A 26,780-nucleotide genomic window follows, 5' to 3' on the forward strand; every position below is an offset into this window, starting at 1 on the left:
TCCTGAGTCGGTGTCCCGGCTCGGAGGAGTTCGGCACGAAGGAGAGCCATGACCACCCGGTACGCCCTCGTCGGCGCGGGCCATCGCGCCCAGATGTATGTGGACGCGATCGCCGTCGACTACCGCGGCCGCGCCGACCTCGTCGCGATCTGCGAGCCCAACCCGACGCGCGCGCAGTACTACGTCGACCGCTTCGCGGGCCACGGCCTCGCCGCTCCGAGCACCTGGCAGCCGGATCAGCTCGAGGAGATGATCCGCACCGAGCGCATCGAGCGGGTCATCGTGACCGCGCGCGACGACCTCCACGCCGAGCTGATCGTCCGGTCGATGGATGCCGGCGCCGACGTCGTCGTCGAGAAGCCACTCACCATCGACGCGGCCAGCGCCGCCGCGATCGAAGCGGCCGCCGAGCGCACGGGACGATCGGTCGTCCTGACCTTCAACTACCGGTACGCGCCGCGCAACACCGCTCTGCGTCAGGTCATCGCGGAGGGCCGGATCGGTCGAGTCACCTCGATCGACTTCTCCTGGATGCTCGACACGCAGCACGGCGCGGACTACTTCCGCCGCTGGCACCGCGAGAAGGAGCACTCCGGCGGCCTCCTCGTCCACAAGTCCAGCCACCACTTCGACCTCGTCAACTGGTGGATCGGGCAGCGCCCGCGCCGCGTCTTCGCCTCGGGGGCCTTGCGCTTCTACGGCGCCGAGAACGCCGACGCGCGCGGCCTCGGCGACCGGCCCGCCCGCGGCACGCACGACGGCGACCGCGACCCGTTCGAGCTCGACCTGCGCGGCGACGAGCGCCTGCGCGCGCTGTACCTCGACGCCGAGCAGCACGACGGCTACGTCCGCGACCGCGACGTGTTCGGCCCCGGCATCACGATCGAAGACAATCTCGCCCTCGTCGTCGACTACTCAGACGGCGCGACGCTGTCGTACTCCCTCAACGCCCACGCCCCGTGGGAGGGCTACCGCGTCGCCGTCAACGGCACCGAGGGCCGCGCCGAGCTCGAGGTCGTCGAGCGGGGCGCCGTCCTCGTCGGAGACGGTCTGCACCCGGTCGTCGACCCCAGCGCGGTGCAGGATTCCGCCCGGTCGAGCCTGCGCCCCATGGGCGAGCGCCTGCTCGTGCAGCGCCACTGGGAGGAGGCCGTCGAGGTTCCGATCGTCTCGGGCGAATCGGCTCACGGCGGCGGCGACGCCCTGCTCCTGGCCGATGTCTTCGCCGGCCCCGTGGACGATCCACTCGGACGCCCGGCCGACTGGACCGACGGTGTCCGCTCGATCGCCGTCGGCATCGCCGGCAACCGCTCCCTCGAGACGGGGATGCCCGTGAAGGTCGCCGACCTCGGCGTCGCCCTGCTGCGGCACACGCCATGAGTCGCGTCGTCGTCACCGGCGGGTCCGGCAGACTCGGCCGCAATCTCGTCGCCGGACTCGCCGCCCGCGGGCACGAGGTCGTCTCGCTCGACCGCGCCCCCTCGGACGACCTCGACATCGACGGGGTTCAGCAGATCTCGATCGACCTGCTCGACGCGGCGGCCACGGCCGAGACGCTCGCGGGCGCGAAGGCAGACTCGATCGTCCACCTCGCCGCGATCGCCGTGCCGTTCAGCGCCCCCGAGGACGTCATCATGCGCACGAACACGGGGCTCGCGGTCTCGGTGCTCGGCGGAGCGGTGGATGCCGGCATCGGACGCATCGTCGCGGCATCCAGCCCCACCGTGCTCGGCTACGGCAACCCGTCGGGGTGGTTGCCCGATGCCCTGCCGCTCGACGAGACGTCGACACCACGCCCGTGGAATGCGTACGCGCTGTCCAAGCTCATGATCGAGCAGACCGTGTCGATGCTGCACCGTCGCACCGGCGACGACGTCCGCTACGCGACGTTCCGCCCCTGCTATGTCATCGCCCCCGAGGAATGGGCGGGCGCCCCGACCCAACAGGGGCACACGGTCGCCGAGCGGATCGCCGACCCGGCACTGTCGGCTCCTGCTCTCTTCAATTACGTCGACGCCCGCGACGTCGCCACGTTCACCGACCTGCTGCTGGGCGCCCTGCCCGACATCCCGAATGCCGAGGTGTTCTTCGTCGGCGCCGACGATGCGCTGGCCGATGCTCCTCTGGCCGAGCTCCTGCCGCGCTTCGTCCCCGGGACCGACGAGCTCGCCCGCGGTCTCACCGGCACCTCGCCCGCGTTCTCGAACGCCAAGGCGGCGCGCGTGCTCGGCTGGCGACCGCAGCACTCGTGGCGGACCGAACTCGCCGCTCCGCCATCCGCCCTCGACCGCAAGAACGTGCCGGTATGAGCCTCGCCCGCCTCGCCGAGGGCCGCGGACTGCTGTGACCACGATCGCCTCGCTCGGCGCCCGACTGATCCGGGTGCCACTCACGCGCCCGTGGGCTGCGGACGTCACGTCGGTCGGCGTCATCGCGACCCACGTGGTGCGCTCGGACGGAGCCGAAGGCTGGGGGTTCTCGTGGACCCCTCAGATCGGCGCCGAGGCGGTGCTTGCGCTCCTGCAGCACGACATCCCGGCGTTCGTCGTCGGCCGCTCGTCCGAGCCGGCGGAGGTCTGGCCCGAACTGTGGCGCCACCTGCACGAGGCGGGCGGCGGCGGTCTCACGACGATCGCGATCGCAGGTCTCGACCTCGCGCTGTGGGATGCCGCAGCCCGCGCCGCGGGCATCTCGGTGGCGTCGTCGATCGGTCGCCGCCGCGAGTCGGTGCGCTCGTACGGCAGCGGCATCAACCTGCACTACGACCTCGACGATCTGCTCGCGCAGGCGCAGCGCTGGGTCGACGCCGGCTTCGACGCCGTGAAGATGAAGATCGGCAGCCCCGACCTCGCCCGCGACGTCGAACGCGTCGCGGCGGTGCGCCGGGTCATCGGACCGGACCGTGCGCTCATGGTCGACGCGAACCAGCGGTGGGACCTCGACCGGGCGACGACCGCCGTCGAGGCACTCGCGGCATCCGACATCGCCTGGATAGAAGAGCCGCTGCGCGCCGACGACCTCGCGGGCCATATCGAGCTCGCGAGGCGCCTGCGGGCGGGGTCGGGAGTACCCATCGCCCTCGGCGAGAACGTCCACACCCGCTACCGCTTCGATGACGTCGTGCGCTCGGGCGCCGCGCAGGTCGTGCAGCCCAACATCGTCCGCGTCGGCGGGATCACCCCGTTCCTCGGGATCGCGGGCGACGCGCACGCTGCGGGCATAGACCTCCACCCCCACCTGTTGCCCGAACTGTCGGGCCAGCTCGCGCTGGTCCTGCCGCAGGAGGTTCTCATCGAAGACATCGAGGATGCCGCGTTCGGCGCCCTCGGCGCGCTCGACGGCCCCTCCCCCGTCGCCATCGTCGACGGGACCCTGACCGAGGTGCCACACGAGGGTCTCGGCCTGCGCTTCACCCACCCGGAAGGACTCCGATGATCACGCTCCACCACACGCTCCCGGCGGTCCTCGCATGAGCGCGGCGTTCGACCTCGTCCGCGGGCACGTCGAGGCGGGCCGGCTGCCGTCGGCAGTGCTCGGCGTGGCCACGGCCGACGGGACAGTGGCGCTGGAGGGATTCGGTGCCGCGGCATCCGATCGGTACCCGCTCTTCTCGATCACGAAGCCCCTGCTGGGGATCGCGGCGGCGCGCGTGATCGAGCGCGGGCTGCTGACACCCGAGACGCCGCTTCGGGAAGCTGTGCCGGAGTTCGGCGCGGGGCGCGACGACGACGTGCTGCTGCGTCACCTCGCCTCGCACACCGCCGGCATCGCGGAACCGCCGCTCGATCCCGTGACACCGCTGCGCACCGAGCTGATCACCCGGGGTCGGGACTTCGCCGCCGGCAGCGCCTCGCGCTACTCGTCACTCGCGTTCGAGGGCATCGCGGCGCTCGTCGAGCACGCGACGGAGCAGGACTGGGCGGATGCCGTCGGTGACTGGGCCGGCGAGATCGGCGCCGACGGGCTCAGCCTCGACCACACCGGCTCGGTCGAGGTCGTCGACGCTGCGACGTCGGGCGTCGACATGGCCCGGTTCGCCGCGATCCGGCATCCGGGTGCCGGACTCGTCGGACGCGCCGAGGACCTGCTGCGGCTGGGCGCGGAGCTGCTGCGCATCGAGGGCGGAGCGACCGGCGGCATCCTGCAGCCGGCGACACTTGCGATGATGCGTCGTCCGCTCACGGGCGACATCCCGCGGCTCGAGCCCTACATCGCCGAGCGCGGGCAGGACTGGGGGTTCACGTGGAACCTCCGCTCGCGCGCGCCCGGCCTCATCGACCAGGACGTCTACGGCCACGGCGGCTGGGCCGGCACCGAGTTCTGGGTCCACCCGAGCGCGGGCATCGCCTGGGTCCTGCTCACGAACGCCGTCTCGCGCCCCGGCGTCGACCTCGACGCGATCGACAACGCGGTGGTGTCGGGGCGCTGACGGGTTTCTCCCCGGCCGGAGGCGTCAGACGCGCACGCGCGAGCGCGGCTCGAGCTCCGCGCGCACGATCGCCGCCCCCACGGGCGGCGCGCCGGGGAACCGCACCGCCCCGGACGGCGGCCCGGGCAGGATCTCGATCCGCAGCTCGGTCGCGTCGCCGCGGAGGGCGGCCGGGATGCGCCAGGGCCGCCCGGTCCAGAGCGCATCGGAGACGAGCCGGTCGCCGGCCCAGGCGCGGGCGACATCGCCGGTCCACTCCAGGCGCAGCGCGCGCTCGTCGGCTGGATCGACCGTGAGCGTGACGACCGCCGCGGCATCCCACTCCGTCGGGATCGACGCGCGGCCGCCCTGCTCGGCACCGGCGGGCGGCGCCCCGGCGGACCGTTCGAGCGTCACCGCGACCTCCGCCACATGCCCGGGCTCGACGTCGACCGCCACCCACCCGTCATCCCCGAGCACCTCCAGCCGGGGGGCCACCGCGGCATCCCCCGCGAAGGTCACCTCGCCGTCGTCGGTCACGACCGCGCCGGGCGCCCAGACGAGCCGCCCGCCGGCGACCGCGATCGCGTCGGCATCCGCCTCATCGAGCACGAGCACCCGCGCGATAACACCGCCGCCGCGCGACAGCTCCCACACCCGCCCGCGGTCGGAGGCGACCTCCACCACGTCCGCGTCGGCAGAGAGCTGCGGCGGGATGCCGTCGGTCGCCGCCGCGACCAGCAGCGGCACTCCCCGCCACAGCACCTCGGTCACCGGTTGTGCGGTGAGCCAGTGCACGGTCGCCTCGCCGAGCGGCATCCCGAACGGCCAGGCGAAGACCGCGCCGGTCGGGATGTCGACCTCGGGGAAGACGGTGTCGCCGACCTCGAACCGCACACCGTCGTGGGCGGGCAGGTCGACCCCAGGATGCCGGTTCACGACGAATACGAATCCGCGTCGCCCGTCCGAGCGCACCGACCAGCGCAGCCCGGTGAGGTCGGGCGAGTCGACGGCGTCGTCGGCGAAGAAGGCGGGCATGGCGGCGAGCGCCGATCCCCACTGCGCCAGCATGAGGTGCTGCCGACGGAGCGCAGCCCAGCTCGGCCGCGTCGCGCCGTCGACCTGGACCGGCGCACCGAAGTCGTAGGCGATCTCGGGGAAGTCGTTCGGTCCGGCGGCAGCGTGCGACTCCTGGAGCCCGCGCCGCGGATTCCGGCCGTCGGCGTACATGTAGTACCCCTGCCAGACGCTGCCCGAGGCGAGCTTGGCCATCGCGAGGGCCGCGACCTCGGCGGCCGGCACGTCGAGACGGCGGTGATACGCCGAGGTCATGCCCGAGCCGAGCTCGCAGGTCGTGAACGGATGCGGCGCCCGAACTGCTTCGACCACGGGCGCGCCGGCGCGGTGGTCTGCGCCGATCGAATCGTCATCGCGGCGCGGCGACGGGTAGAAGTTCGCGTGGCTGCGCAGGTCGGGCTCGACGTCCGCGTCGACCCAGAATGACTCGGGGTATCCGCCGTAGACCGGCAGGAATCCGTCCGGCAACTGGGCTCCACCCCACCCGGTCGCCGTCCAGATCGGCGCGCGCAGGCCGAGCCCCTCCGCCATCTCGCGCAGTCGGGTGAGGTGGTCGGCGCCGTCGTACAGCTCGTTGTCGACCTGGATCGAGAACAGCGGGATGCCGCTGACCTGCCGTGCGAGCTCGGTGTACCACCGCTCGACCTCGGCGAGGTACGCCGGGTCGTTCGTCCGGAGCGGAAGCCCCGATTCCACAAGCCAATCGGGCAGACCGCCGTACCGCGCCTCGGCGTGGGCGTACGGGCCGATGCGCAGGATGAGCCCGAGACCGGCGTCGCGCGCCGTCTCGAGGAACGCCCGCACGTCGAGTCCGTCGGTGAAATCGATGCGGCCGCGATCGGGCTCGTGATGATTCCACAGGGCGTAGGTCGACACGTGGGTCAGGCCGCCGGCGCGCGCGGCGGTGAGCACCGGCATCCACTTCTCGCGGGGGATGCGGGAGTAGTGGATCTCGCCGGTGGTCGGGAAGATCGGGATGCCGCCTTGCCGAACGGACTGGACCGTCACCTCGACGCCGGAGTCATCACCCGCCGACGGGCGGATGTCCGCGAGCTCGGTTGTGGCGGGCGGGCGGACGGTGAGGGCGTGGACGCGCGTCATCGAGACTCCAACGGGGGCGGGGACGGGTCCGAGCTTAGGAGCGCATGCGGACGCGGCGAGTCGAGGTCGTCGGATCGTCCAGGCATGCCGTCGGCGACGGTCGTCCTCCACGCCCCGTCGGCGGATGCCCGAGGCGATCCGGCCCTCCCTGGATCCACGAGGGATAGCGTTGCGTGGGTGACGCTGAACCACATTCGACGCGGGAACGGCAGCCCTCTGCTGCTCGTACACGGTCTGGGCGCAGGGTTGCGGTCTTGGACCCCGATCCTCGACCGACTGGCGGAACACCGTGAGGTCATCGCCGTCGACCTACCCGGGTTCGGTGAGACTCCGCCCTTGGCCGGTGAGGTCTCGATCGCCACGTTGGCCGACTCTGTCGCGGACTTCATCCGCGAGCAGGGGCTGGACGGGGTCTCGACCGCAGGCCAGTCGATGGGCGGCCGAATCGTGCTCGAGCTCGCGCGGCGAGGGGTCGGCGGTGACGCTGTGGCGTTGGACCCGGGCGGCTTCTGGAGTCACCGCGAGCTCGTCGTCTTCAGCGCAACGCTGCGGCCCTCGATTGCTCTGGTCAGAGCGCTGCGAGGCATGCTGCCGGCCCTGCTGGGCAACGCTGTCGGAAGGACTGTGCTGCTCGCGCAGTTGTCGGCGCGGCCCTGGGCCCTCTCGCCCGAGATCGTGCTGCCGGACGTGCGCGGACTGGCCGATTCGCCGTCGACCGGGGCCGCCATGAACGCCCTCACAAAGGGACCCACGCAACAGGGTGCCCCGGCCGGGACGGTACCTGGCCGGGTCACGATCGGGTGGGGGCGGCGTGATCTGGTGACGGTGCCCCGTCAGGCCTCTCGAGCCACAGAACTGTTCCCGGACGCCGTCCTTCACTGGTTCGAGCGCTGCGGCCACTTCCCTCAATGGGACGCGGCGGACGAAGCAACCCGACTCATTCTCGACGGCACCCGCTAGCGTCCGCGGCCTGCTCAGACGACGACTGCGCTCGCGAAGGTGGACCGATCATCCCTTCCCCTGCCCGCGGTACGCCGTCGGCGACACCCCGTGGGCGACGCGGAACCTCCGCGAGAAGTAGAACGCATCGTCCATGCCGACGCGGCGCGCGACCTCCGCGACAGGCAGGTCGGTCGTATCGAGCAGATGCCGGGCATGCGCCATCTTCAGTGCGAGGTGGTGCGCGATGACCCCGCCGCCGGTCGCATCGCGGAACAGGGCGGCGAGGTGCGAGGGCGACACCCCGACCATCGCCGCGAGCTCCCCCACGTGCACGGTGCCGTCGATGCGCTCCTCGAGGTAGCGCAGCGCCCGCTCGACGGGCGTCCCGTGCTCCGGTAGCAGTCGGTCGACCGCGAGCTGCGTGAACAACCGCCACGCCATCCCGGATGCCGCGACCATCCGCGCCGGCGTCGTGTCTCGCGCCAGCGAGGTCGAGATCTCATCGAGCAGGGCGGTCGCCCGCTCGACGGCGCGCAGCGGCAGCACCACGCGGTCCGCGGACACACCCGCGGCCTCGACCAGCTCCGGCACGTCCGAACCGCGCACGTGGCACCACCAGATCGTCCAGGGATCCCCGGCATCCGCCCCATAGGAGTGCGGCAGACCACCCGGGATGACGATCGCCGTCGCCGACCCGACGCGCGTCCGTTGGCCACCCGCCTCAACCCATCCGGCCCCCGACACGCAGACGATGACGATCGTTTCGGGAGCACCCGTGGGGCGATGCCGGCCGTGGCCCGCCGCGCGTGGGAAGTAGCCGGCATCCGTCACCACCATCCGCCGGGTCACCGGCTTGGCGAGGGCTGCCTCGACGACCGGACGCGGCACGACGCTCAGCCGCTGCCGCTCGAACCCCTCCGCGCGCTGCATCCCTTCATCCTGCCGCACCGCATCGTCGAATCGTCCATGTCGACCGCACGCGAACCCATGGCCCGAGCTCGCCGCCCCGCATAGATTCGCCCCATGCCCGACGCCGCGCCCAGCCGCATCCTGCTCCCCGACGCCCCCGCCGACCAGCAGGCTCTGCTCGCGGCCGGCGGGGTCGCGTGCTGGTCCGAGGACGTCGTCATCGACACCTACGAGCCCGGCGACCCCGACCCGTACCCGGCGTTCCTGGACCGGCGCGTCTACCAGGGCTCGAGCGGGCGGGTCTATCCGCTGCCGATGATCGAGTCGATCTCGCACGAGAAGCGGCCCCGCGCGTGGCGGGCGATCCACCTCGAGAACGCCTACGTCCGGCTGATGCTCCTGCCCGAGCTCGGCGGACGCATCCACATCGGCTACGACAAGGTCGCCGGTTACGACTTCTTCTACCGGAACAACGTCATCAAACCGGCACTCGTCGGCCTCGCCGGGCCGTGGATCTCGGGCGGCGTCGAGTTCAACTGGCCGCAACACCACCGGCCGGCGACGTTCCTGCCCGTTGACAGCCGCATCGAGCGAGAGGACGACGGCGCGGCGGTCGTCTGGCACAGCGACCTCGACCCGCTGCAGCGGATGCGGGGCGTCCACGGCGTGCGACTGTGCCCGGGATCATCGCTCATCGAGCTCGACGTGCGCCTCCACAACCGCACCGACGTGCCGCAGACCTTCCTGTGGTGGGCGAACGTCGCCGCCCGGTCGCACGAGCGGTACCAGTCCTTCTTCCCCGACGACGTGAGCTACGTCGCCGACCACGCGCGTCGCGCGATCACCGCGTTCCCGCGCGCCGACCGGCCGTACTACGGCGTCGACTACCCCACCCTCGCGGCCGAGCGTCCCGACGCCGACCGCATCGACGTCTACAGCAACATCCCGGTTCCGACGTCGTACATGATGACCGACACCGACGACGGGTTCTTCGGCGGCTACGACCACGCCGCCGATGCGGGCTTCGTGCACTGGGCCGACCCCGCGATCTCACCGGGCAAGAAGCAGTGGACATGGGGCGACGGACCGATCGGACGCGCGTGGGACGACCAGCTCACCGACACCGACGGCCCCTACGTCGAGCTCATGGCCGGCGTCTACACCGACAACCAGCCCGACTTCGCCTGGCTGGTCCCCGGCGAGACGAAAACGTTCTCGCAGCACTGGTTCCCGATCCACCTGATCGGTCCGGTTCGGCAGGCGACGACGGATGCCGCGGTCTCGGTCACGACCGACGGCGGCCGGTCGCGCATCGGCGTGATCACGACGCGCGCGCACGAGGCGGCGCGCGTCGAGGTCGAGCTCGAGGACGGCGAACGGGAAATGTTCGAGGTCGCCGTCGGACCCGACTCCCCCGCCGCTATCGAGGTCGCTGGGGGCGCAGTCGCGGTGGCGCTGGTCGCGGGCGACGCGACCCTCGTGCGATGGGTCCGGCGCGACGCGGAGCCGATCGAGCCCTGGGTCGCGACGGCGCCCGAGCCGGCCGAGCGCATCGCGGGCATCGACGAGCTGCTGCTCACCGCGACCCACCTCGTGCAGTACCGGCATCCGACCCGGTCACCCCTCCCCTACCTGCGCGAGGCACTGCGGCGCGATCCGGGCGACGCCCGCGCTCGCACGATGCTCGGTTCGTGGCACTTCGCGCGGGGCGAGTACGCCGCGGCGCGCGATCACCTCGAGGCGGCGGTCGCCCGCGAGACCCGCCGCAATCTCAACCCCCGCGACGGCGAGGCGCACTACCTGCTCGGGCTCGCGCTCGAGCGGCTCGGCGCGCGTGCCGACGCCGATCACCGGTTCGCGCGCGCGGCGTGGAACGCGGTGTGGGCGGCACCGGCATCCCTCGCTCGCGCCCGTCTCGCCCTGGCGGACGGTCGACCGCTCGACGCCCTCCGGCGTGCAGACGCCGCCGGGCCGATCGCCGAGGCCCAGCGCCTCCGCGTGCTCGCGCTGCGCCGACTCGGCCGGGACGTCGCCGCCGCACTCGATGCCCTGACCGCGGCGGACCCCCTCGACCCGATCACGGGCTGCCTCGCAGGCTCCGCACCGTCGGACCCGCGCGCCGCGCTCGACGCCGGCGCCGAGTTCGCCCGCGCCGGCGCGCTCGACGAGGCCCTCGCCGCGACCGAGCGCGAGGCGACCGGCGACGCCGGATTCGGCAACCTCGAGCCGGTCCGGCTGATCCTCCGCGCAGCGTGGGCGGATGCCGCCGGTGGCCCCGACCTCGCCGCCACCGAGCGCGCCGCCGCCGACCTGCTCGACCTCGGCGGCGCCTTCCCCGCCGGGCTCGACCAACACGATGCCCTCGTCGCCGGCACCGCGGCCGGGTCCTCCGCTGCGGCAGGGATGCTCGGCGCCTGGCTGCTCGATGCCGGTCGCGACGACGACGCCCGCACGGCTCTCCAGCGCGCACGGGACCTGGGCTGCGACGACCCGGTCATGCTGCGCAACCTCGCCCTCGCGACGGTCCGCACCGGCGGCGACCCCGCCGATGCGGCCGACCTGTACGAGTCCGCGCTCGCCCGCCGCCCCGACCCGCGCCTCGTCCTCGAGCGCGACCTGCTCGCGCAGCTGACGGGGACGGATGCCGCCGCCCGCCTCGCGCTCATGGAACGCCACCCCGCCGCGCTCGACGCCCGTGACGACCTCGCGGTCGGTCACGTCGGGCTCCTGCTCGACGCGGGCCGACTCGATGACGCGTGGCGGATCCTGACGACGCGCGTGTTCCGTCCGTTCGAGGGCGGCGAGGGGATCGTGCTGGCCGCCTACGACCGCGCGGCGTGCCTGCTCGCGCGACGGGCCTGCGCGGACGGCCGAGCGGATGCCGCCATCGCACTGCTCGAGGCGGGCATCGACGCCCCCGCGAATCTCGGCGAGGGGCGGCATCCCGCGGTCCCTCAGGCCGAACGACTCGTGGCCCTCGGCGACGCGCACCGCCTCGCCGGCGACGACGACGCGGCCCGCGCCGCCTGGGAGCGGGCCCGCATGACGACGCCACTCGCGGTCGCTGCGCGTCCCGCCGACGAGGCGACGTTCTGGATCGGCGTCGCCCACACGCGCCTCGGCGAGCGCTCGGCAGCGGAGGCGATCTGGGATGCGCTCGACGCGCGCGCCACGCAGATCGAGGCCGCACCCGACGAGGTCGACTACTTCGCCACCTCACTGCCGGAGCTGCTCGTGTTCGATCTCGACACCCACGACCGGCGTCGGGCGCAGGCCGCCGCGCTGCGCCACCTGGCAACTGACGGCCGCACCATCGCGAACGAGAGGATGAACGCATGACCGATCGCTACCTGGGGTCGGGCAATCTCCCCGAAACCCCGTACGGGCCGACAGGACCCGTGCCCGCACACCTCCCCGACCGTCTCGCGATCACGCTGTGGGACTTCTCCTGGTACACCCGCGCCGGCGAGGGCGACGTGTACGCCGACCTCGATGCCGCGTGCGCCGACGCCGCGTCGCTGGGCTACAACGCCGTCCGGATCTGCGCGGCTCCGCTCCTGCTGTTCGGCGGCCTCGGCCTCGACGACCTCGCGCGTGACCTGCAGATCGACGGGCTCGGAGCCGCGGCATCCGGTGGGTATTACGGTCAGCGCACGCGCTGGTACGACACCCCCGGCGGGTACACGATCGACGTGCGGGCCCACCTCGCCGCGCTGCTCGCCGCCGCGCGGCGGCACGGCCTCGTGCTGATCCTCTCGAGTTGGGAGTACCAGCAGTCCTGTGCGTTCGCCGCGTCGCCGCGGTGGTTCGAGGCGATCGACGCCGTGCCGTTCGAGGACCGCTACCGCGTGCTTGCGGACGCGTGGGACCGGATGCTCGCGTGGATCGACGAGCAGGGCGGCCGTGACCTCGTCGCCCTCGTCGAGATCCACAACGAGGTCGACTTCTCGATCCTCCCGGTGGTGACCGACGGCGGAGCGACCGCGCTGGAAGAGCTGCAGCAGCGGCATCCCGACCTGATCGTGACAGCGAGCATCGGCAAGCCGCCGCACCTGGCGATGCACCAACTGCCCGCCACCCTCTCGGCCGCACAGTGCCACGTCTACAGCTACGGCGTGCTCGACGCCCTCCAGAAGCGCATCGACATCCGCTCCGAGGGGAGCGGCGACTTCCCGAACGCCGAACTGCGCGCCCTGCTGCGCGCCGATGCCCCGTCGTTCGCGGAGTACGGCCGGCCCGCCGAATGGAAGCTGCGCGCCACGGTCGTCACCGACCAGATGATCTACGGCTACGACTGGGTGGATGCCGCGGCCTGGGACGCGTGGCTCGACGCCGAGTACCCGCGCTACGCCGAGGTGATGCACCGCGAGATCGAATCCCGAGTCATCGCGATCGCCGAATGGGCGCGCTGGCGGGGTGTGCCCGCGGTGATCGGCGAGGGCTGGGTCGGCTACACGCCGCTCCACGGCGGGTTCGAGGAGTCCGAGACCGGGCGCGAGCTGGCGGAACACGGCATCCGGACCGCCCTCGACCGCGGCGTGTGGGGCGTTGTCCTGTGCTCGAACGCCGCCCCACACCACCCGATGTGGCAGCTGCGAGAGTGGCAGCAGCGCGTGAACGCGCTCGTCCGCTCGCGCTGAGCCAGCGCGGCCCCCGCCCTCTGTCCGGATCATGTTCTCTAATGTCGCCGACTGCATTCGGGGTGCGCACACGAAGAGGGGGCGGATGCCACCGGCATCCGCCCCCTCTCACGTCACCACTCAGCGCAGCGGCACGTCCGCGAACGACATGTCGGACGCCAGGTAAAAGTCCGTGTACGCGGGCTGGTTGTACGTCGTCTGCTGACGCGCGATCTCGGCCCGGTACTGCGGGTCGTGCATGAGCGTGTAGAGCTTGTGCTCCGTCGGCTCGGTCGAGACGTAGATGCGCAGCGCCGACGAGTCGGCCGTCCGTACGAGCAGTTCCTCGCGCCAGTCGCCCAGCACGTCGGCGACGAGGGACGGGTTGCCCTTCGTGCCGTTGTTGGTGAGGGTGCCGGATGCCGTGAGCATCGTCCCGCGCGTCCAGTCGTCGATCGTCGGGGTCACGGTCTGCGCCCCGTTCACGATCTGCGTCGTGAGGTCACCGGCCCAGCGGATCGACATGTTCGTACCCGGGTTGGTGGTCTGCAGGGTGTCACCGTCGGCAGACAGGAGGCCCGAGGCATCCGTTCCCGCCGGCATGCTCGACCAGACCTCGACACCGTCGACGTCGGGGCGGACGTCGCCCACCATGCCGCGGCCGGTGTCGCGGCCGGAGTAGGCACCGAAGAGCACCTCGCCCGTCGCGGCATCCCGCATCGCCGTGCCGTACGGGGCGTACGTGCCGCCCTCGTGGACGGTGAAGATCTCCTTGCCGGGGCGATTCGGGTCGAAGTCGCCGACGTGCATCGCATCGCCGTGACCGAGACGCACGTTCTCGCCGGGCGTCGCGCTGCCCTCCGGCATCGTGTCGAACGACGAGTAGAGCAGGCTGCCGTCATCGTCGAGCGTCGCAGAGCCGTAGACGATCTCCTGCTTGCCGTCACCGTCGACGTCCGCGGCGCTCAGGCTGTGGAAGCCCTGCGTCGTCAGCGTGCCGTATTCGGGATCGGCGCCGTCACGCCCGTGCGGCCCGTCGTTGAACGGGTTCGCCAGCGGGACGTGCCCGCTGTCGACGAACCAGCGCTTGGTCAGGTGCTTGCCGTTCCAGTCGTACGTCGCGACGGTGGAGCGGGTGTAGTAGCCGCGGGCGAAGACCGCCGACGGACGCTTTCCGTCGAGGTAGGCGACGCCCGAGAGGAAGCGGTCGACCCGGTTGCCCGGCTCGATGCGGGACATCGCGTAGTCGCCCCAGAGCAGGCCGTCGTCGCCGCGGCCCGGCTCGTAGCGGACGGTCTCGAGCTCCTTGCCGGTCTTGCCCTCGAACACCGTCAGGTACTCGGGTCCGTCGACGATGAAGCCCTCGAAGTTCCGCAGCACGTTGCGGGCCGAACGCGACGGGGCGTAGACGTCGATGAAGTAGTCGACGAGCTCCTCGGCGTCGGCGCGCGACAGCGGGTAGTCGTGCGTCGGCGCGGTGCCGAACGCCTCCTCGAGAGTCGCGGGCCACTGACCCGAGACGACCTCGGGCCGTTCGGACCAGCCCTGGAAGACATCGGCCAGGTGCGACGCGTAGTCGTCCGCACTCATCCGGTAGTCGTCGGAGTGCGAGTAGCCGGCCTTGCGGTCGGCCTTCGGCATCGTGACGAACTCGGCCTTCTTGGCCTTGCCCTTCTTGTACTCCGTGCTCTTCGTACCCGGCGCCGTCTTCATCATGATCTCGGCCTTGCCGTTGCCGTCGAAGTCGTAGACGAGGAACTGCGTATAGTGCGCACCCGCGCGGATGTTCACGCCCAGGTCGATACGGTTCAGCAGCGTGCCGTCGAGCTCGTACGTGTCGATGTAGACCGGGCCGGTGTAGCCGACCTGCGAGACGTCCTTCGAGTTCGACGGGTCCCACTTGACGATGTACTCGTACGCGCCGTCGCCGTCCACATCGCCGACCGACACGTCGTTCGCGGAGTACGTATACGCCTCGCCCGCAGGAGTGACACCGTCGGCGGGCTTCGTGAGCGGGATGTCGAGGAACGGCGACCCCTGCACCGTCACCTTCTCCGACGGCTTGCCCTCGCGCTTTCCCTGCAGCGGCGAGACGGTGTACTTCGAGCGGTCGGTGCCGTCGGAGTCGACGAAGGTCGTGGAGTCGGTGACGGTCGCGATGCGCTTCCCGTCGCGCTTCACGACGAAGTCGGTGCCGGTGAGGCCGGTGGCCGAAGCCCCCGTCGCCTCGCTCTTGAAGAGGCGCCACGTGAGGTGGATGCCGTCCTCGCCCGGCAGGGCGACGAGGCCCCGATCGAGCTTCTCGAGCTGCGGCGACGCGGCCGGCTTCGGCTTCCCGGGGCCGTGCCCCGGATGCGCCATCGCGGCCTGCGCCGGGACGATGAGGGCCGCTGCGGCGAGCGCGGCGACGACGGATGTGCGGACGGGTCTTCTCATGCTGTTCACCCTTGAACTCGATATGGAATGCGTTTTCCCCAGTCGTCCGCCGAGCCTAGGCGCGGTGTTGAATCGTGTCAATGGATGCCGGCATCCCCCCTCAGCCGCGCGGCACGAACCGCGGATATCCGAGCGGAACGCGGCCGAGGCAGCGCCGCACGCCGCCGGCTGCGCCAAAACCCCGCGATCGGTGCGGCGCGACGCCTCACCGACGTCCGGATCACGCGGGCGCGAGCGTTCCGGCGCCTCGCCCCTCTCGGCATCCCGCCCACAGCCCTGCGGCACGAACCGCGGAGATTCGCGGGGAAACGCGCTCGGATTCCGCCCGACACGCCGCGGACAGCGTCGATCTCCGCGGACAGTGCCGCGCGCCGAAGCTCAGCCCCGCCGCCCGACCCGCCGCAGGCCCGCCGACGGCGACAGTGCCCCGCCGAGGCTCAGCCCCCGGTCGAGGCGCGGACGACGAGCTCGGGGCGGAAGCGGATGCGCTGGGGCGCGGCATCCGGGTCCGACAGCGTGGCGAACAGCGCGTCGACGGCGGCGGCGCCGATCTCGCGCGCGGGCTGGCGGATCGAGCTGAGCGGCACGACCGTCGACTGAGCGAAGTCGATGTCGTCGTAGCCGATGAGGGCGAGGTCCTCGGGGACGCGCAGCGACCCGAGGATGCCGGCACCCTGCAGCACCCCGACAGCCAGCAGATCGTTGGCACAGAACACGCCGTCGGGCCGCTCGCTCGCGTCGCGCCGGGCGAGGTCCTCGCCGACCGAGGCGCCCCGCGAGCACCGTGAGCTCGTCGGTCGAGGCGACCTCGAGGGTCGCGTCCGGCACCTCGGCGAGCGCGCGCCGCGCTCCGTCGAGTCGGTCCGCCACCTGGCGGACGGATGCCGGGCCCCCGGCGAACAGGATGCGGCGACGTCCCTGCGCCAGCAGGTGCTGCACGGCGAGGTATCCGCCTTCGACGTCGTCGACGGCCACAGACGGGAGGTCTCCGTCGGCCTCGGCGTCGACGAGCACGATCGGCACGCCGGCCGTCTCGAGCGTCTCGGCCCGCGCCTCGTCGAGGGCGAGCGGGGTCAGCAGCACGCCGTTGACGCGCTGCTCGCGGAAGAGGTCGAGGTATGCGTTCTCGCGCGCCGCCTCCTGGCCGCTGCTGCCGAGGAGGACCGTCACGCCGTGCTCGGCGGCGCGCTCCTCGGCGCCGCGGGCGACCTCGGCGAAGAACGGGTTGGCCGAGTCGAGGACGACGAGTCCGACGGTTCGGCTGCGTCCGGCGCGCAATTGCCGCGCGGCGTCGTTGCGGACGAAGCCGAGCTCGGTGATGGCCGCGTGCACGCGTTCCACCGTCGCTGGAGAGACCTTCTCGGGCCGGTTGAGGACGTTCGACACGGTCCCCACCGACACTCCCGCCGCGCGAGCGACGTCCTTCACACTGACTGCCACGTGACCTGCCTTGACGGATGCTTCGGACCCACGTTACTGTTCACAAGGTTGAATCGTTTCATGAAACGTTTCCCTGATTCTCGACCCGGCCTCACGAAGGAGTGACATGACCCGCGTCGCCTTCCAACTCCAGATCGACCCTGCCCTCATCGACGAGTACGTCGCGCGCCACACCCCCGTCTGGCCCGAGATGCTCGCCGAGATCGCGGCAGCCGGTCGGCGCAACTACTCGCTCTTCCTCGGCGACGGCGGCCGCCTCTTCGGCTACTACGAGGTCGACGACGACACCGCGGCGCAGGCCTACCTCGCCGCCTCCCCCATCGCCGCGCGATGGGAGGCCGAGATGTCCCGCTTCTTCGTCGGACTCGACGGACGCCCCGACCAGGCCGCGACGCCGCTGGCCGAAGTCTTCAACCTGCACGACCAGCTGGCGACAGCCGCCGCATCCTCAGAAAGCGATCCCTCATGACCACGCTGTCCTCCGACATCCTCACCCAGCTCGAGGGGCAGGCCATCGAGCTCCCCAGCTGGGCGTTCGGCAACTCCGGCACCCGGTTCCGCGTCTTCGCGACAGCCGGCACCCCGCGGGATCCGTTCGAGAAGATCGCGGATGCCGCCGAGGTCAACCGCTACACGGCGCTGGCTCCCAGCGTCGCGCTGCACATCCCGTGGGACAAGGTCGACGACTACGCCGCCCTGCGCCGCCACGCGGAAAACCTCGGCGTGCAGCTGGGCACCGTCAACTCGAACACGTTCCAGGACGAGGACTACAAGTTCGGCGCGCTGACGCACCACGACGAGAGCATTCGCCGCAAGGCGATCGACCACCACCTCGAGTGCATCGACATCATGCACGAGACGGGCTCGCGCGACCTCAAGATCTGGCTCGCCGAGGGGTCGAACTACCCCGGCCAGAACGACATGCGCGGCCGCCAGGACCGCCTGCAGGACTCGCTCCAGCAGATCTACGCCCGCCTCGGCGACGCGCAGCGTCTCGTCCTCGAGTACAAGTTCTTCGAGCCGTCGTTCTACCACACCGACGTCCCCGACTGGGGAACCTCCTACGCCCAGGTCGCCGCCCTCGGCGAGAAGGCGATGGTCTGCCTCGACACCGGCCACCACGCGCCGGGCACCAACATCGAGTTCATCGTCATGCAGCTGCTGCGCCTCGGAAAGCTCGGCTCCTTCGACTTCAACTCGCGCTTCTACGCCGACGACGACCTCATCGTGGGTTCCGCCGACCCGTTCCAGCTGTTCCGCATCCTGGCCGAGGTCGTCCGCGGCGGCGGTCTGAACAACCCCGACGTCGCGTTCATGCTCGACCAGTGCCACAACATCGAGGACAAGATCCCCGGCCAGATCCGCTCGGTGCTCAACGTGCAGGAGATGACGGCTCGCGCTCTGCTCATCGACCGGAACGCGCTGGATGCCGCGCAGCAGGTCAACGACGTCCTCGGAGCCAACGGCATCCTCATGGACGCCTTCTACACCGACGTCCGTCCCGCTCTCGCCGAGTGGCGTGAGTCGCGTGGCCTCGCCGCCGACCCGATGGCCGCGTACGCGGCATCCGGTCACCTGCAGAGGATCGCTGACGAGCGCGTCGGCGGCACGCAGGCCGGCTGGGGTGCATGATCGACCGATGAGCGAGATCCCCACCCCCTACGGCGCCGCCGGCGGCCTCGTCCGCGTCTACCCTGCGCGCGTCCTCGACCGCCCGACTCCGGGTCTCGTATGGCTCCACGGCGGCGGGTTCGCCGCGGGGGACATCGACATGCCCGAGGCCGATCACGTCGCACGGACGCTGGCGGATGCCGGGACTACGGTCCTCTCGGTCGACTACCGCCTGGCGCCGCTGCCCGACGGGTGGGAAGCTCCCGCGACGGAGCCCGGCCGCGAGCGAGCGGGGTTCCCCGCGGCATCCGACGACACTCTTGCGGTGTGGGACTGGCTGCTCGCCGAGGCCGCGACGCTCGGGGTCGATCCGGCTCGCCTCGCGATCGGCGGAGCGAGTGCGGGTGCGAACATCGCGACCGGAGCCGTCCTGCGCCTCATCCAGAACGACCGGCACCTGCCGGCGCTCGTGCTGCTCGCCTACCCGACGCTCCTGGCCGAGCAGCCGGCACCCGGAGGCGAGCTCCGCGCCGCGCTCGACGCCAGGCCCGACGCCGACCGGTTCGGTCCGGATGCCGTCCGCGGAATGTACGAGAACTACGTCGGCGGATCGGTCGTGGACGCACCTCTCGCCGCGATCCCGGGTCTCGCGACTCACGAGGACCTCGCCGAGTTCCCGCCGACGCTCATCGTCGCGGGCGACGTCGACGAACTCCGGGTCTCGAGCGAGCACTTCGCCCGGACGCTGACGTCCGCCGGCCGCGACGTCGAGCACGTCATCGAGCCGGGGACCGACCACGGCCACCTCAACCGCCCCGATGAAGGGGATGCCGCCTCCCTCACGCTGGCCCGCTTCGCCGCGCGCCTGGCCGGCCTTACGCCGTGAGCGCGCGAGGAACCGTCGCCGCCGTCGACCTCGGCGCGACGAGCGGCCGGGTCATCGTCGGTCACGTCGGCTCCGACACGCTCGAGACCACCACGGTCGCGCGCTTCGCGAACGATCCGGTGCGGGTCGCCGACGGCCTGCACTGGAACATCCTGGGCCTCTACGGCTCCGTGCTCGACGGCCTCCGCGAGGCATCGCGGAGCGGCGACATCGCGAGCATCGGAGTGGACTCGTGGGCCGTTGACTACGGCCTGGTCGCCCGCTCGCGCCTGCTCGGCGAGCCGTTCCACTACCGTGACGAGCGCACCGCTCGCGGCGTCGAGGCCGTCCACGCGACGCACCCGCACGACGAGCTGTTCGCCCGCAACGGCCTGCAGTTCCTGCCGTTCAACACGCTCTACCAGCTCGCCGCCGAGGATCGCTCCGTGCTGCGCCTCGCCGAACACGCACTGCTCGTTCCCGACCTCATCGGGTTCTGGCTCACAGGCCAGGCACGCGCCGAACGGACGAATGCGTCGACGACGGGCCTGCTCCGAGCCGACACGGGCGACTGGGATGCCGACCTCACGGCCGCCCTCGGTCTGCCGCAGCACCTGTTGCCGCCGCTCATCGCGCCGGGTGAGCCCCTCGGACCCCTCACCAGTGAGGTCGCCGCGAGCATCGGCGCGCCCCAGACGACGGTGACCGCCGTCGGGTCGCACGACACGGCATCCGCCGTCGTCGCCGTCCCGATGGCCTCCGGCGACGCGGCGTACATCTCGTGCGGGACGTGGGGGCTCGTAGGGGTCGAGGCCGAGCGCCCCGTCCTCACCGACACCGCCCGCGAGGCGGGATTCACGAACGAAGGCGGCGTCGACGGGCGCACCCGGCTGCTCCGCAACGTCATGGGCCTGTGGATCCTCAGCGAGACCGTCCGCGGATGGCAGCGCGAGGGCCACGAGATCGAACTCACCGAACTGCTGGCCGCCGCGGCCGCCGTGCCGGGTGCTGTCTCGATCTTCGACGTCGACGACGCGCGCTTCCTGCCTCCGGGCGACATGCCCGCACGCATCACCGCGTGGTGCGCGGAGCACGGCGTACCGGCGCCGCAGACTCAGGCCGAGATCGCCCGCAGCATCATCGAGTCGCTCGCACAGGCCTTCGCCGACACCGCACACGAGGCCGGCCGCATCGGCGGGGTCGACGTGCGCGTCATCCACATCGTCGGCGGCGGCTCGCTCAACGAGCTGCTCTGTCAGCGCACCGCCGATCGGGCGGGCGTCCCGGTGCTCGCGGGCCCGGTCGAGGCGACCGCGCTCGGCAACATCCTCGTGCAGGCGCGGGCCGCGGGTCTTGTGACCGGCTCGCTCGAGGCGCTGCGGGACCTCGTCGCCCGGACCCACGAGCCCCGACGGTACGAGCCGGCCGCTGGCTGACCGCACGGCGGGACGGGTCCCCGGTCACCCCTAGGCTGAAAATCATGCCCGCGCCGACTTTGAACCGCGAGATCCTGCGCCTCGCCGTGCCGGCGCTCGGTGCGCTGATCGCCGAGCCGATGTTCCTCATCGTGGATGCCGCCCTGATCGGCCACCTCGGCGTCGTCCCGCTCGCGGGCCTCGGCATCGCGGGGGCGATCCTCCAGACGATCGTCGGCCTCATGGTCTTCCTCGCCTATTCGACGACGCCCGCCGTCGCCCGACGGTTCGGAGCAGGCGACAGCAAGAGCGCCGTCAGCGTCGGCATCGACGGCCTCTGGCTCGCCCTCGGCCTCGGCGCCCTGCTCGCACTCTTCGGAACCCTCGCGACGCCGTGGCTCGTCGACCTCTTCGGCCCGAGCCGCGATGTCGCCGAGCAGGCCGTCACTTACCTCGCGATGTCGATGTGGGGACTGCCCGCCATGCTCATCGTGTTCGCCGCGACGGGCCTTCTGCGCGGCATGCAGGACACGGTGACACCGCTCTGGATCGCGGGCCTCGGCTTCGGCGCGAACGCCCTGCTCAACTGGCTGTTCATCTACGGGTTCGGGTGGGGCATCGCGGGGTCCGCCGCCGGCACGGTCGCCGCGCAGTGGGGCATGGTCGCGGCCTACGTCGTCGTCATCGGACGGCTCGCACGGCGGCACGCGGCATCCGTGCTCCCCCAGCGCGACGGTGTGCGGGGATCTGCCCGCTCGGGCGGCTGGCTGTTCCTCCGGACCGTGTCGCTGCGCGCCGCGTTCCTCGCCACGGTCGCGGTCGCGACGGGTCTCGGCACCGCTGAGCTCGCCGGATGGCAGGTCGCGTTCACGATCTTCTCGACAGCGGCGTTCGCGCTCGACGCGCTCGCGATCGCCGCCCAGGCGCTGATCGGGCGCGGGCTCGGTGCCCAGGACGAGCCGTTCGTGCGCCGCGTGCTCGGACGGACGGTCGCGTGGGGCGCGTGGTTCGGCGTCATCGTGGGCGTGCTCATCGCCGCACTCTCGGGGGTGATCGGGCTGGCGTTCACCGGCGACCCCGACCTGGCGGCCCTGATCGTGCCCGCCCTCCTCGTGCTCGCGATCGCGCAACCGGTGTGCGGTGTCGTCTTCGTCCTCGACGGCGTGCTCATGGGCGCCGGTGATGCCAAGTACCTCGCGATCGCGGGCGGCCTGAACCTGGTGCCCTACATCCCGGCGCTCGCGGTCGTCGCGGCGCTGCACCCGGGCGGATCGGGCGGACTCGCCTGGCTGGCCGCGTGCTTCTTCGGCGTCTACATGCTCGCGCGCCTCGGCACCCTCGGGTGGCGAGTGCGCCGCTCGGAGTGGATGACCGCCACGGTCTGAGACGCGTCGTCAGCCGACGAAGGCGATGTTGAACGTCTCCTCCTCGACCGAACCTCCCGCGAAGGGGAAGGGCGGCACCACGAGTAGCGCTCCGTCCGGCGCGCTACTCGGGTAACCGTACAGCCAGAGCCACGCCTGACCGACGACGACGGTCACGGCGGCGATGATGACGATGGCGGTGACCGCTCGCGACAGGATGCGCGCACTCTCTTGCGCCGACCGCGCCACCCGCAGCACCCGTGAGATCGAGAACACGAGGACGAGCGCGAGCGCCAGGAGGACGAGCGGGCTCGGTTCGAGATGCAGGATCGCGCAGAACTCCTCCGGCGCTCCCGCCGGCGCGAGACCACCCCACCATCCGGACGGGACCGGCGCGCACACCCGCCGGGACGTGCTCGTCGCCGCCCACACGACCGCACCGGCGACGACCGTCAGGACGACCGCGCCCAGGACGTCGCGGACGACCTGGGCGCCGGCGAGCGGCGAGCGCTCGACAACCTGCAGTGACATGTCTCCCCCACATCGTGCGCACCCCCAGAGTGCGCACGTTCACCGTAGCGGCATCCGCCCCTCCGGGAACGCGGGGTCGGCCTGCCTCAGGCCATCAGCGGGATCGACCCGACGAGGACGCCCACGGCGAGCATCACGAGCGAGACGACGACCGCGCGCCACAGGACCTTCTTGTGGTGATCGCCGAGGTTGACGCCCGCGAGGGAGACGAGCAGCAGGATGGCCGGGACGAGCGGGCTCTGCAGGTGCACCGGCTGCCCGGTGATCGAGGCGCGCGCCATCTCGACGGGGTCGATGCCGTAGGTCGTCGCGCTCTCGGCGAGGATCGGCAGGATCCCGAAGTAGAACGCGTCGTTCGACATGAAGAACGTGAACGGGATCGACAGGATGCCGGTGATCACGGCCATGAACGGTCCGAGAGACGGCGGGATCACCTGCGTGACCCAGCTCGCCATCGCGGTGACCATGCCGGTGCCGTTCAGCACGCCGACCAGGACGCCCGCGGCGAGGACCATCGAGACGACGCCGACGATGCTGGGGGCGTGGGCGACGATCTCGTCGGCCTGCGTCTTGAGGCGGGGGAAGTTCACGAGGAGGGCGATGGCCGCGCCGACCATGAAGACGTACGCCAGCGGGTAGATGTCGAGCACGAGCATCACCATGACGGCGAGGGTCAGCACGAGGTTGAACCAGATGAGCTTCGGCCGGAGCGAGGCGCGATTCGGGTCGAGCAGGGTGTCGGCCATCGCGGTGTCGGCCGTGTCGACGAGCTTCGCGGCGTCGACGGCGGTGCGGGCACCGCGGACCGTGACGATGTTGCCGGTGCGCAGGTGTGCGAGCGCCCCCGGCTTGTTCTCCGCGCCGCGGAACAGTCGCGGGGCGCCGAGGCGCCCGTCGCCGCTAGCGCCCTCGAGGCGCGACGTGTCGACCGATCCGGCGAGACGGCGACGCTCGGAGAGCCCCAGGAACCAGGCGAACAGCAGCGAGATGACGAGGCCGGTGGCGAGCGAGGGGAGCATCGGCACGAAGATGTCGGTCGGCTGCAGGCCGAGCGCCGAGGCGGCGCGCACCGTCGGGCCGCCCCACGGCACGATGTTCAGCGTGCCGTTCATGAGGCCGGCGACACAGGTGAGGACGACCGGGCTCATCCCGAGCCGCAGGTAGATCGGCAGCATCGCGGACGTCGTGATGATGAACGTCGTCGAGCCGTCGCCGTCCAGCGAGACCGCGCCGGCGAGGATCGCCGTGCCGAGGACGACCTTGGCGGGGTCGTCGCCGAGGAGGCGCGTGATGAGGCGGATGAGCGGGTCGAACAGGCCGACGTCGATCATGATGCCGAAGTACATGATCGCGAACATGAGGAGCGCCGCCGTGGGGGCCAGATCGCCGATCGCGTCGATGACCATGTCGCCGAGGCCCAGGCCGGCGCCGGCGAAGAGGCCGAAGATCGTCGGCACGGTGATGAGCGCGACCATGGGGGTGAGGCGCCTCGTCATGATCAACGCCATGAAGGTCAGCACCATCACGAAGCCGAGGATGACCAGGACGGTGTCCGGCGGGGTGAACGCCACGGGATACTCGGCTGCGGCGGTCTGCACGATGCTCATCGCGACTCCTTCGTCGTGAAGCGGCGCCACGGACACGGCACCTCGTCTCGAGAGAGTAGGGACCTGCGAAGGCCGTGCGCGCGCTAAGGCGCATTCCGCGTCGTTGTGCGCGTAACGTGGCTTTCGCTCATTGTGCGCACCAGGAGGGCGGATGCGATTCGGAAGCCGGATGCTGGTCCTCCAGCTCGTCACGCAGGTGTGCGTCGTGGCGGCGTGCGCCGGTGTCTTCCTGTTCCTGGGTGTCCAGCAGCTCCGTGCCGAGGCCGAATCGTCTGCGCTCAACATCGCCCGGAGCGTCGCGACGACGCCCGACGTCCGAGGGCTGGTGGCCGACTATTCCGCTGACCCCGGCACCCCGGGTGCGGCGGCTCTGCAGGACGGCCCTCTCCAGACGTACGCCGGCGCGGTCACCTCCCGCACCGACGTGCTGTTCGTCGTGATCACCGACGATCACGGCATCCGTCTCGCCCACCCCGACCCCGACCGACTCGGTGAGGTCGTGAGCACGAGCTTCGACGAGGCCCTCGCCGGCCGCGAAGTCGTGACGTGGGAGTCGGGCACGCTCGGCGAGTCTGCCCGGGCCAAGGTCCCGGTCTACGCCCCCGGGACCGCGGACCGTCCCGTCGGCGAGGTGAGCGTCGGGTTCGAGCGCGCCAGCGTGTTCCGCGATCTCCCCGCTCTCCTCACCGGGATCGCCGTCGCCGTCCTGATCGCCCTCGTGCTGGGCGCGGTCGCCGCGCTGCTGATGCGCCGGCGACTCGAGCGGGTGACGCTCGGCCTGCAGCCCGAGGAATTGGCAGCTCTCGTGCAGACGCAGACCGCCGTCTTCGAGAGTGCCGACGAGGGCGTGGTCGCGGTGGATCCGGACGGGGTCGTGCGCGTGTGGAGCGATGCGGCCACACGGATGCTGGGGGTGCGGGTCGAGCCGGGGTCGGCGCTCGTCGACGCGCCCATCGACCGGGCCGTGCGCGAGGCCCTGTCGACCGGAGCTCCTTCGGGCGCCGCGGTCGGGGATCGCATCATCTACATCGACGTCCGTCCGGTGCGCCGCGGGTCCCGCGCGCTCGGAACGGCCGCCATCCTCCGCGACCGCACCGACCTGCTCGCGCTGACCGAACGCCTCGACGGCGTACGCACGCTGACCGACGCGCTGCGCGCCCAGCGTCACGAATTCGCCAATCGGCTGCATGCGGCATCCGGTCTTCTCGACGCCGGCCGCGGCGACGAGGCCCGCGACTTCCTGCGCGAGGTGTCGGGCCGCGGCGCCGTCGACCCGCGCGTCGCGGGACTGGATGCCGTGACGGACCCGGTCCTGCAGTCGTTCCTCGGTGCGATGGCGGAGAGCGCGCGCGAGCGCGGCGTCGAGCTGCGGGTGGGCGAGGAGACGTTGCTGCGCAGCACGCTGCGCGAGGTGGAGGACAGCCTGGCGGTGCTCGGGAACCTCGTCGGGAACGCGGTGACGGCCGCGGCATCCCTCTCCGAGGGCCCGTCGTGGGTGGAGGTCACGCTCCTCGACGCGGTGGAGGAGGACGGGCTCGTCGTGACGGTGGCGGATTCGGGCGCGGGCATCGCGGACCCCGGAGACGTGTTCGCGGCGCGCACGAGATCCGACACCGACACGGCGGTGCACGGGCACGGCATCGGCCTGCCCCTGTCGCGTGAGATCGCGCGACGTCGCGGCGGCGAGGTCTGGATCATCGATGCGGGCGGCGACGGGATCGGCGCGGTGTTCGGGGCCCGCCTGCCGGGAGTGATGGGACCGGCCGGCCCCGGGGAGATCGAGGAGGGCGAGGATGACTGACATCCGAGTGCTGATCATCGACGACGACTTCCGCGTCGCCGGTGTGCACCGCGACATCGTGACGGGGGTGCGCGGATTCGCGGCGCTCGAGCCGGTGCGCACCGCAGCCGACGCGCTGGCGGCGGTGCGGGCCGAGGCGCCCGACCTGATCCTCGCCGACGTCTATCTGCCCGATGGCGACGGCATCGAGGTGGTGCGCGCCTGCGGCGTCGACGCGTTCGTCCTGAGCGCGGCGACGGATGCGCGGACCGTCCGCCGGGCGTTCCGGGCCGGCGCTCTCGCCTACCTCGTGAAACCGTTCGAGGCGCGGACGCTCGCCGACCGGCTCGATCGCTACGCGCGCTACCGCAACCTGCTCTCCGATACCGCTCCGCTGACGCAGGAGCAGATCGACCGGGCCGCGACGGCGCTGCGCGGCGCACCCGAACAGGCGTCGCTGTCGCGGTCGGCGACCGAGCGGACCATCCTCGGCGCCCTCGCCGATGGCGAGGCGTCCGCAAGCGAGGTCGCCGACCGGAGCGGCATCTCGCGCGCGACGGCGCAGCGCCACCTGACGGCGCTCGCCTCGCGAGGGCTCGTCGAGATCAGCCTGCGCTACGGCACGACCGGCCGCCCCGAGCACCGCTTCCGCCTCGCGGAGGGGGCGGGATGAGC

General features: G+C 71.8%; 20 protein-coding genes and 1 pseudogene. 14 read left to right on the top strand and 7 right to left on the bottom strand.

Going from position 1 to position 26,780, the window contains the following annotated elements; translation table 11 throughout:
* Positions 1-48: 48 nt before the first annotated feature.
* The 4 genes from QE428_RS03775 to QE428_RS03790 are packed head-to-tail and all read left to right on the top strand — an operon-like array spanning position 49 to position 4,429.
* Positions 49-1,380, top strand: coding sequence for a Gfo/Idh/MocA family protein (locus QE428_RS03775; protein ID WP_307463199.1), 1,332 nt, complete (start codon positions 49-51; stop codon positions 1,378-1,380).
* Positions 1,377-2,309, top strand: a complete 933-nt coding sequence (locus QE428_RS03780) for an NAD(P)-dependent oxidoreductase (protein ID WP_133399143.1) — start codon at positions 1,377-1,379, stop codon at positions 2,307-2,309. The genes QE428_RS03775 and QE428_RS03780 overlap by 4 nt, the downstream gene beginning before the upstream one ends.
* 34 nt (positions 2,310-2,343) lie before the next feature.
* A complete protein-coding gene (locus QE428_RS03785) occupies positions 2,344-3,435 on the top strand; it encodes a mandelate racemase/muconate lactonizing enzyme family protein (RefSeq protein WP_307463203.1) in 1,092 nt (363 codons plus the stop codon).
* A 34-nt stretch (positions 3,436-3,469) separates the two neighbouring features.
* Entirely contained in the window at positions 3,470-4,429 is a 960-nt protein-coding gene (locus QE428_RS03790; protein ID WP_307463205.1) for a serine hydrolase, read from the top strand.
* Between the two features lie 24 nt (positions 4,430-4,453).
* On the opposite strand, the gene QE428_RS03795 is transcribed toward QE428_RS03790, so the two are convergent.
* The gene (locus tag QE428_RS03795) at positions 4,454-6,586 is read right to left on the bottom strand and encodes a beta-galactosidase (RefSeq protein ID WP_307463208.1); all 2,133 of its coding nucleotides are present in this window, start codon (positions 6,584-6,586) and stop codon (positions 4,454-4,456) included.
* Between the two features lie 177 nt (positions 6,587-6,763).
* Between QE428_RS03795 and QE428_RS03800 the strand changes: the two genes are divergently transcribed.
* Positions 6,764-7,546 carry an alpha/beta fold hydrolase gene (locus tag QE428_RS03800; protein WP_307463209.1) on the top strand — a complete coding sequence of 261 codons (783 nt, stop codon included), beginning with the start codon at positions 6,764-6,766 and terminating at the stop codon, positions 7,544-7,546.
* A 48-nt stretch (positions 7,547-7,594) separates the two neighbouring features.
* On the opposite strand, the gene QE428_RS03805 is transcribed toward QE428_RS03800, so the two are convergent.
* A complete protein-coding gene (locus tag QE428_RS03805; protein ID WP_307463211.1) occupies positions 7,595-8,458 on the bottom strand; it encodes an AraC family transcriptional regulator in 864 nt (287 codons plus the stop codon).
* Positions 8,459-8,551: 93 nt separating this feature from the next.
* Between QE428_RS03805 and QE428_RS03810 the strand changes: the two genes are divergently transcribed.
* Together QE428_RS03810 and QE428_RS03815 are read left to right on the top strand one after the other, a co-directional pair.
* Positions 8,552-11,776 (top strand): DUF5107 domain-containing protein, encoded by a 3,225-nt coding sequence (locus QE428_RS03810; protein WP_307463214.1) that lies wholly within the window; start codon positions 8,552-8,554, stop codon positions 11,774-11,776.
* On the top strand, positions 11,773-13,077 hold the full coding sequence (locus QE428_RS03815; protein WP_307463218.1) for a cellulase-like family protein: 1,305 nt from the start codon (positions 11,773-11,775) through the stop codon (positions 13,075-13,077). Before QE428_RS03810 ends, QE428_RS03815 begins: the two co-directional genes overlap by 4 nt.
* Positions 13,078-13,197: 120 nt before the next feature.
* Here the strand turns inward: QE428_RS03815 and QE428_RS03820 are convergent, their stop codons facing one another.
* From QE428_RS03820 to QE428_RS03830, 3 genes and pseudogenes are all read right to left on the bottom strand, one after another.
* Entirely contained in the window at positions 13,198-15,492 is a 2,295-nt protein-coding gene (locus QE428_RS03820; RefSeq protein WP_373457693.1) for a rhamnogalacturonan lyase, read from the bottom strand.
* Between the two features lie 437 nt (positions 15,493-15,929).
* Positions 15,930-16,469, bottom strand: coding sequence for a substrate-binding domain-containing protein (locus tag QE428_RS03825; protein WP_307470621.1), 540 nt, complete (start codon positions 16,467-16,469; stop codon positions 15,930-15,932).
* A pseudogene (locus tag QE428_RS03830) lies at positions 16,357-16,932 on the bottom strand (LacI family DNA-binding transcriptional regulator); the annotation flags it as partial. The gene QE428_RS03825 and the pseudogene QE428_RS03830, both read right to left, overlap by 113 nt.
* Before the next feature lie 106 nt (positions 16,933-17,038).
* On the opposite strand from QE428_RS03830, the gene QE428_RS03835 reads away from it, so the two are divergent.
* The 5 genes from QE428_RS03835 to QE428_RS03855 are packed head-to-tail and all read left to right on the top strand — an operon-like array spanning position 17,039 to position 22,208.
* On the top strand, positions 17,039-17,401 hold the full coding sequence (locus QE428_RS03835) for an L-rhamnose mutarotase (protein ID WP_133399136.1): 363 nt from the start codon (positions 17,039-17,041) through the stop codon (positions 17,399-17,401).
* Positions 17,398-18,564 carry an L-rhamnose isomerase gene (gene rhaI, locus QE428_RS03840; RefSeq protein ID WP_307463223.1) on the top strand — a complete coding sequence of 389 codons (1,167 nt, stop codon included), beginning with the start codon at positions 17,398-17,400 and terminating at the stop codon, positions 18,562-18,564. Before QE428_RS03835 ends, rhaI begins: the two co-directional genes overlap by 4 nt.
* A 7-nt stretch (positions 18,565-18,571) precedes the next feature.
* Positions 18,572-19,429, top strand: coding sequence for an alpha/beta hydrolase fold domain-containing protein (locus tag QE428_RS03845; protein WP_307463226.1), 858 nt, complete (start codon positions 18,572-18,574; stop codon positions 19,427-19,429).
* On the top strand, positions 19,426-20,844 hold the full coding sequence (locus QE428_RS03850) for a rhamnulokinase family protein (protein WP_307463230.1): 1,419 nt from the start codon (positions 19,426-19,428) through the stop codon (positions 20,842-20,844). Before QE428_RS03845 ends, QE428_RS03850 begins: the two co-directional genes overlap by 4 nt.
* 44 nt (positions 20,845-20,888) lie before the next feature.
* A complete protein-coding gene (locus tag QE428_RS03855; RefSeq protein WP_307463233.1) occupies positions 20,889-22,208 on the top strand; it encodes an MATE family efflux transporter in 1,320 nt (439 codons plus the stop codon).
* Between the two features lie 9 nt (positions 22,209-22,217).
* Here the strand turns inward: QE428_RS03855 and QE428_RS03860 are convergent, their stop codons facing one another.
* Both QE428_RS03860 and QE428_RS03865 read right to left on the bottom strand, forming a co-directional pair.
* A complete protein-coding gene (locus tag QE428_RS03860; RefSeq protein WP_307463236.1) occupies positions 22,218-22,718 on the bottom strand; it encodes a hypothetical protein in 501 nt (166 codons plus the stop codon).
* An 86-nt stretch (positions 22,719-22,804) separates the two neighbouring features.
* Complete coding sequence (locus tag QE428_RS03865) at positions 22,805-24,325, bottom strand: CitMHS family transporter (protein ID WP_307463240.1); 1,521 nt, start codon at positions 24,323-24,325, stop codon at positions 22,805-22,807.
* A 169-nt stretch (positions 24,326-24,494) separates the two neighbouring features.
* On the opposite strand from QE428_RS03865, the gene QE428_RS03870 reads away from it, so the two are divergent.
* Both QE428_RS03870 and QE428_RS03875 read left to right on the top strand, forming a co-directional pair.
* A complete protein-coding gene (locus QE428_RS03870; RefSeq protein WP_307470623.1) occupies positions 24,495-26,126 on the top strand; it encodes a sensor histidine kinase in 1,632 nt (543 codons plus the stop codon).
* Positions 26,119-26,778, top strand: coding sequence for a response regulator (locus tag QE428_RS03875; protein ID WP_307463242.1), 660 nt, complete (start codon positions 26,119-26,121; stop codon positions 26,776-26,778). Before QE428_RS03870 ends, QE428_RS03875 begins: the two co-directional genes overlap by 8 nt.
* The last annotated feature ends 2 nt before the right edge of the window (positions 26,779-26,780 follow it).

Source organism: Microbacterium sp. SORGH_AS_0505, from assembly GCF_030818715.1.
Lineage (GTDB): Bacteria > Actinomycetota > Actinomycetes > Actinomycetales > Microbacteriaceae > Microbacterium.

Coding starts and splice junctions, on each gene's coding strand:
- QE428_RS03775 (WP_307463199.1), top strand. CDS start 49: ATGACCACCCGGTACGCCCTCGTCGGCGCGGGCCATCGCGCCCAGATG.
- QE428_RS03780 (WP_133399143.1), top strand. CDS start 1,377: ATGAGTCGCGTCGTCGTCACCGGCGGGTCCGGCAGACTCGGCCGCAAT.
- QE428_RS03790 (WP_307463205.1), top strand. CDS start 3,470: ATGAGCGCGGCGTTCGACCTCGTCCGCGGGCACGTCGAGGCGGGCCGG.
- QE428_RS03795 (WP_307463208.1), bottom strand. CDS start 6,586: ATGACGCGCGTCCACGCCCTCACCGTCCGCCCGCCCGCCACAACCGAG.
- QE428_RS03805 (WP_307463211.1), bottom strand. CDS start 8,458: ATGCAGCGCGCGGAGGGGTTCGAGCGGCAGCGGCTGAGCGTCGTGCCG.
- QE428_RS03810 (WP_307463214.1), top strand. CDS start 8,552: ATGCCCGACGCCGCGCCCAGCCGCATCCTGCTCCCCGACGCCCCCGCC.
- QE428_RS03815 (WP_307463218.1), top strand. CDS start 11,773: ATGACCGATCGCTACCTGGGGTCGGGCAATCTCCCCGAAACCCCGTAC.
- QE428_RS03820 (WP_373457693.1), bottom strand. CDS start 15,492: ATGAGAAGACCCGTCCGCACATCCGTCGTCGCCGCGCTCGCCGCAGCG.
- QE428_RS03835 (WP_133399136.1), top strand. CDS start 17,039: ATGACCCGCGTCGCCTTCCAACTCCAGATCGACCCTGCCCTCATCGAC.
- rhaI (WP_307463223.1), top strand. CDS start 17,398: ATGACCACGCTGTCCTCCGACATCCTCACCCAGCTCGAGGGGCAGGCC.
- QE428_RS03845 (WP_307463226.1), top strand. CDS start 18,572: ATGAGCGAGATCCCCACCCCCTACGGCGCCGCCGGCGGCCTCGTCCGC.
- QE428_RS03855 (WP_307463233.1), top strand. CDS start 20,889: ATGCCCGCGCCGACTTTGAACCGCGAGATCCTGCGCCTCGCCGTGCCG.
- QE428_RS03860 (WP_307463236.1), bottom strand. CDS start 22,718: ATGTCACTGCAGGTTGTCGAGCGCTCGCCGCTCGCCGGCGCCCAGGTC.
- QE428_RS03865 (WP_307463240.1), bottom strand. CDS start 24,325: ATGAGCATCGTGCAGACCGCCGCAGCCGAGTATCCCGTGGCGTTCACC.
- QE428_RS03870 (WP_307470623.1), top strand. CDS start 24,495: ATGCTGGTCCTCCAGCTCGTCACGCAGGTGTGCGTCGTGGCGGCGTGC.
- QE428_RS03875 (WP_307463242.1), top strand. CDS start 26,119: ATGACTGACATCCGAGTGCTGATCATCGACGACGACTTCCGCGTCGCC.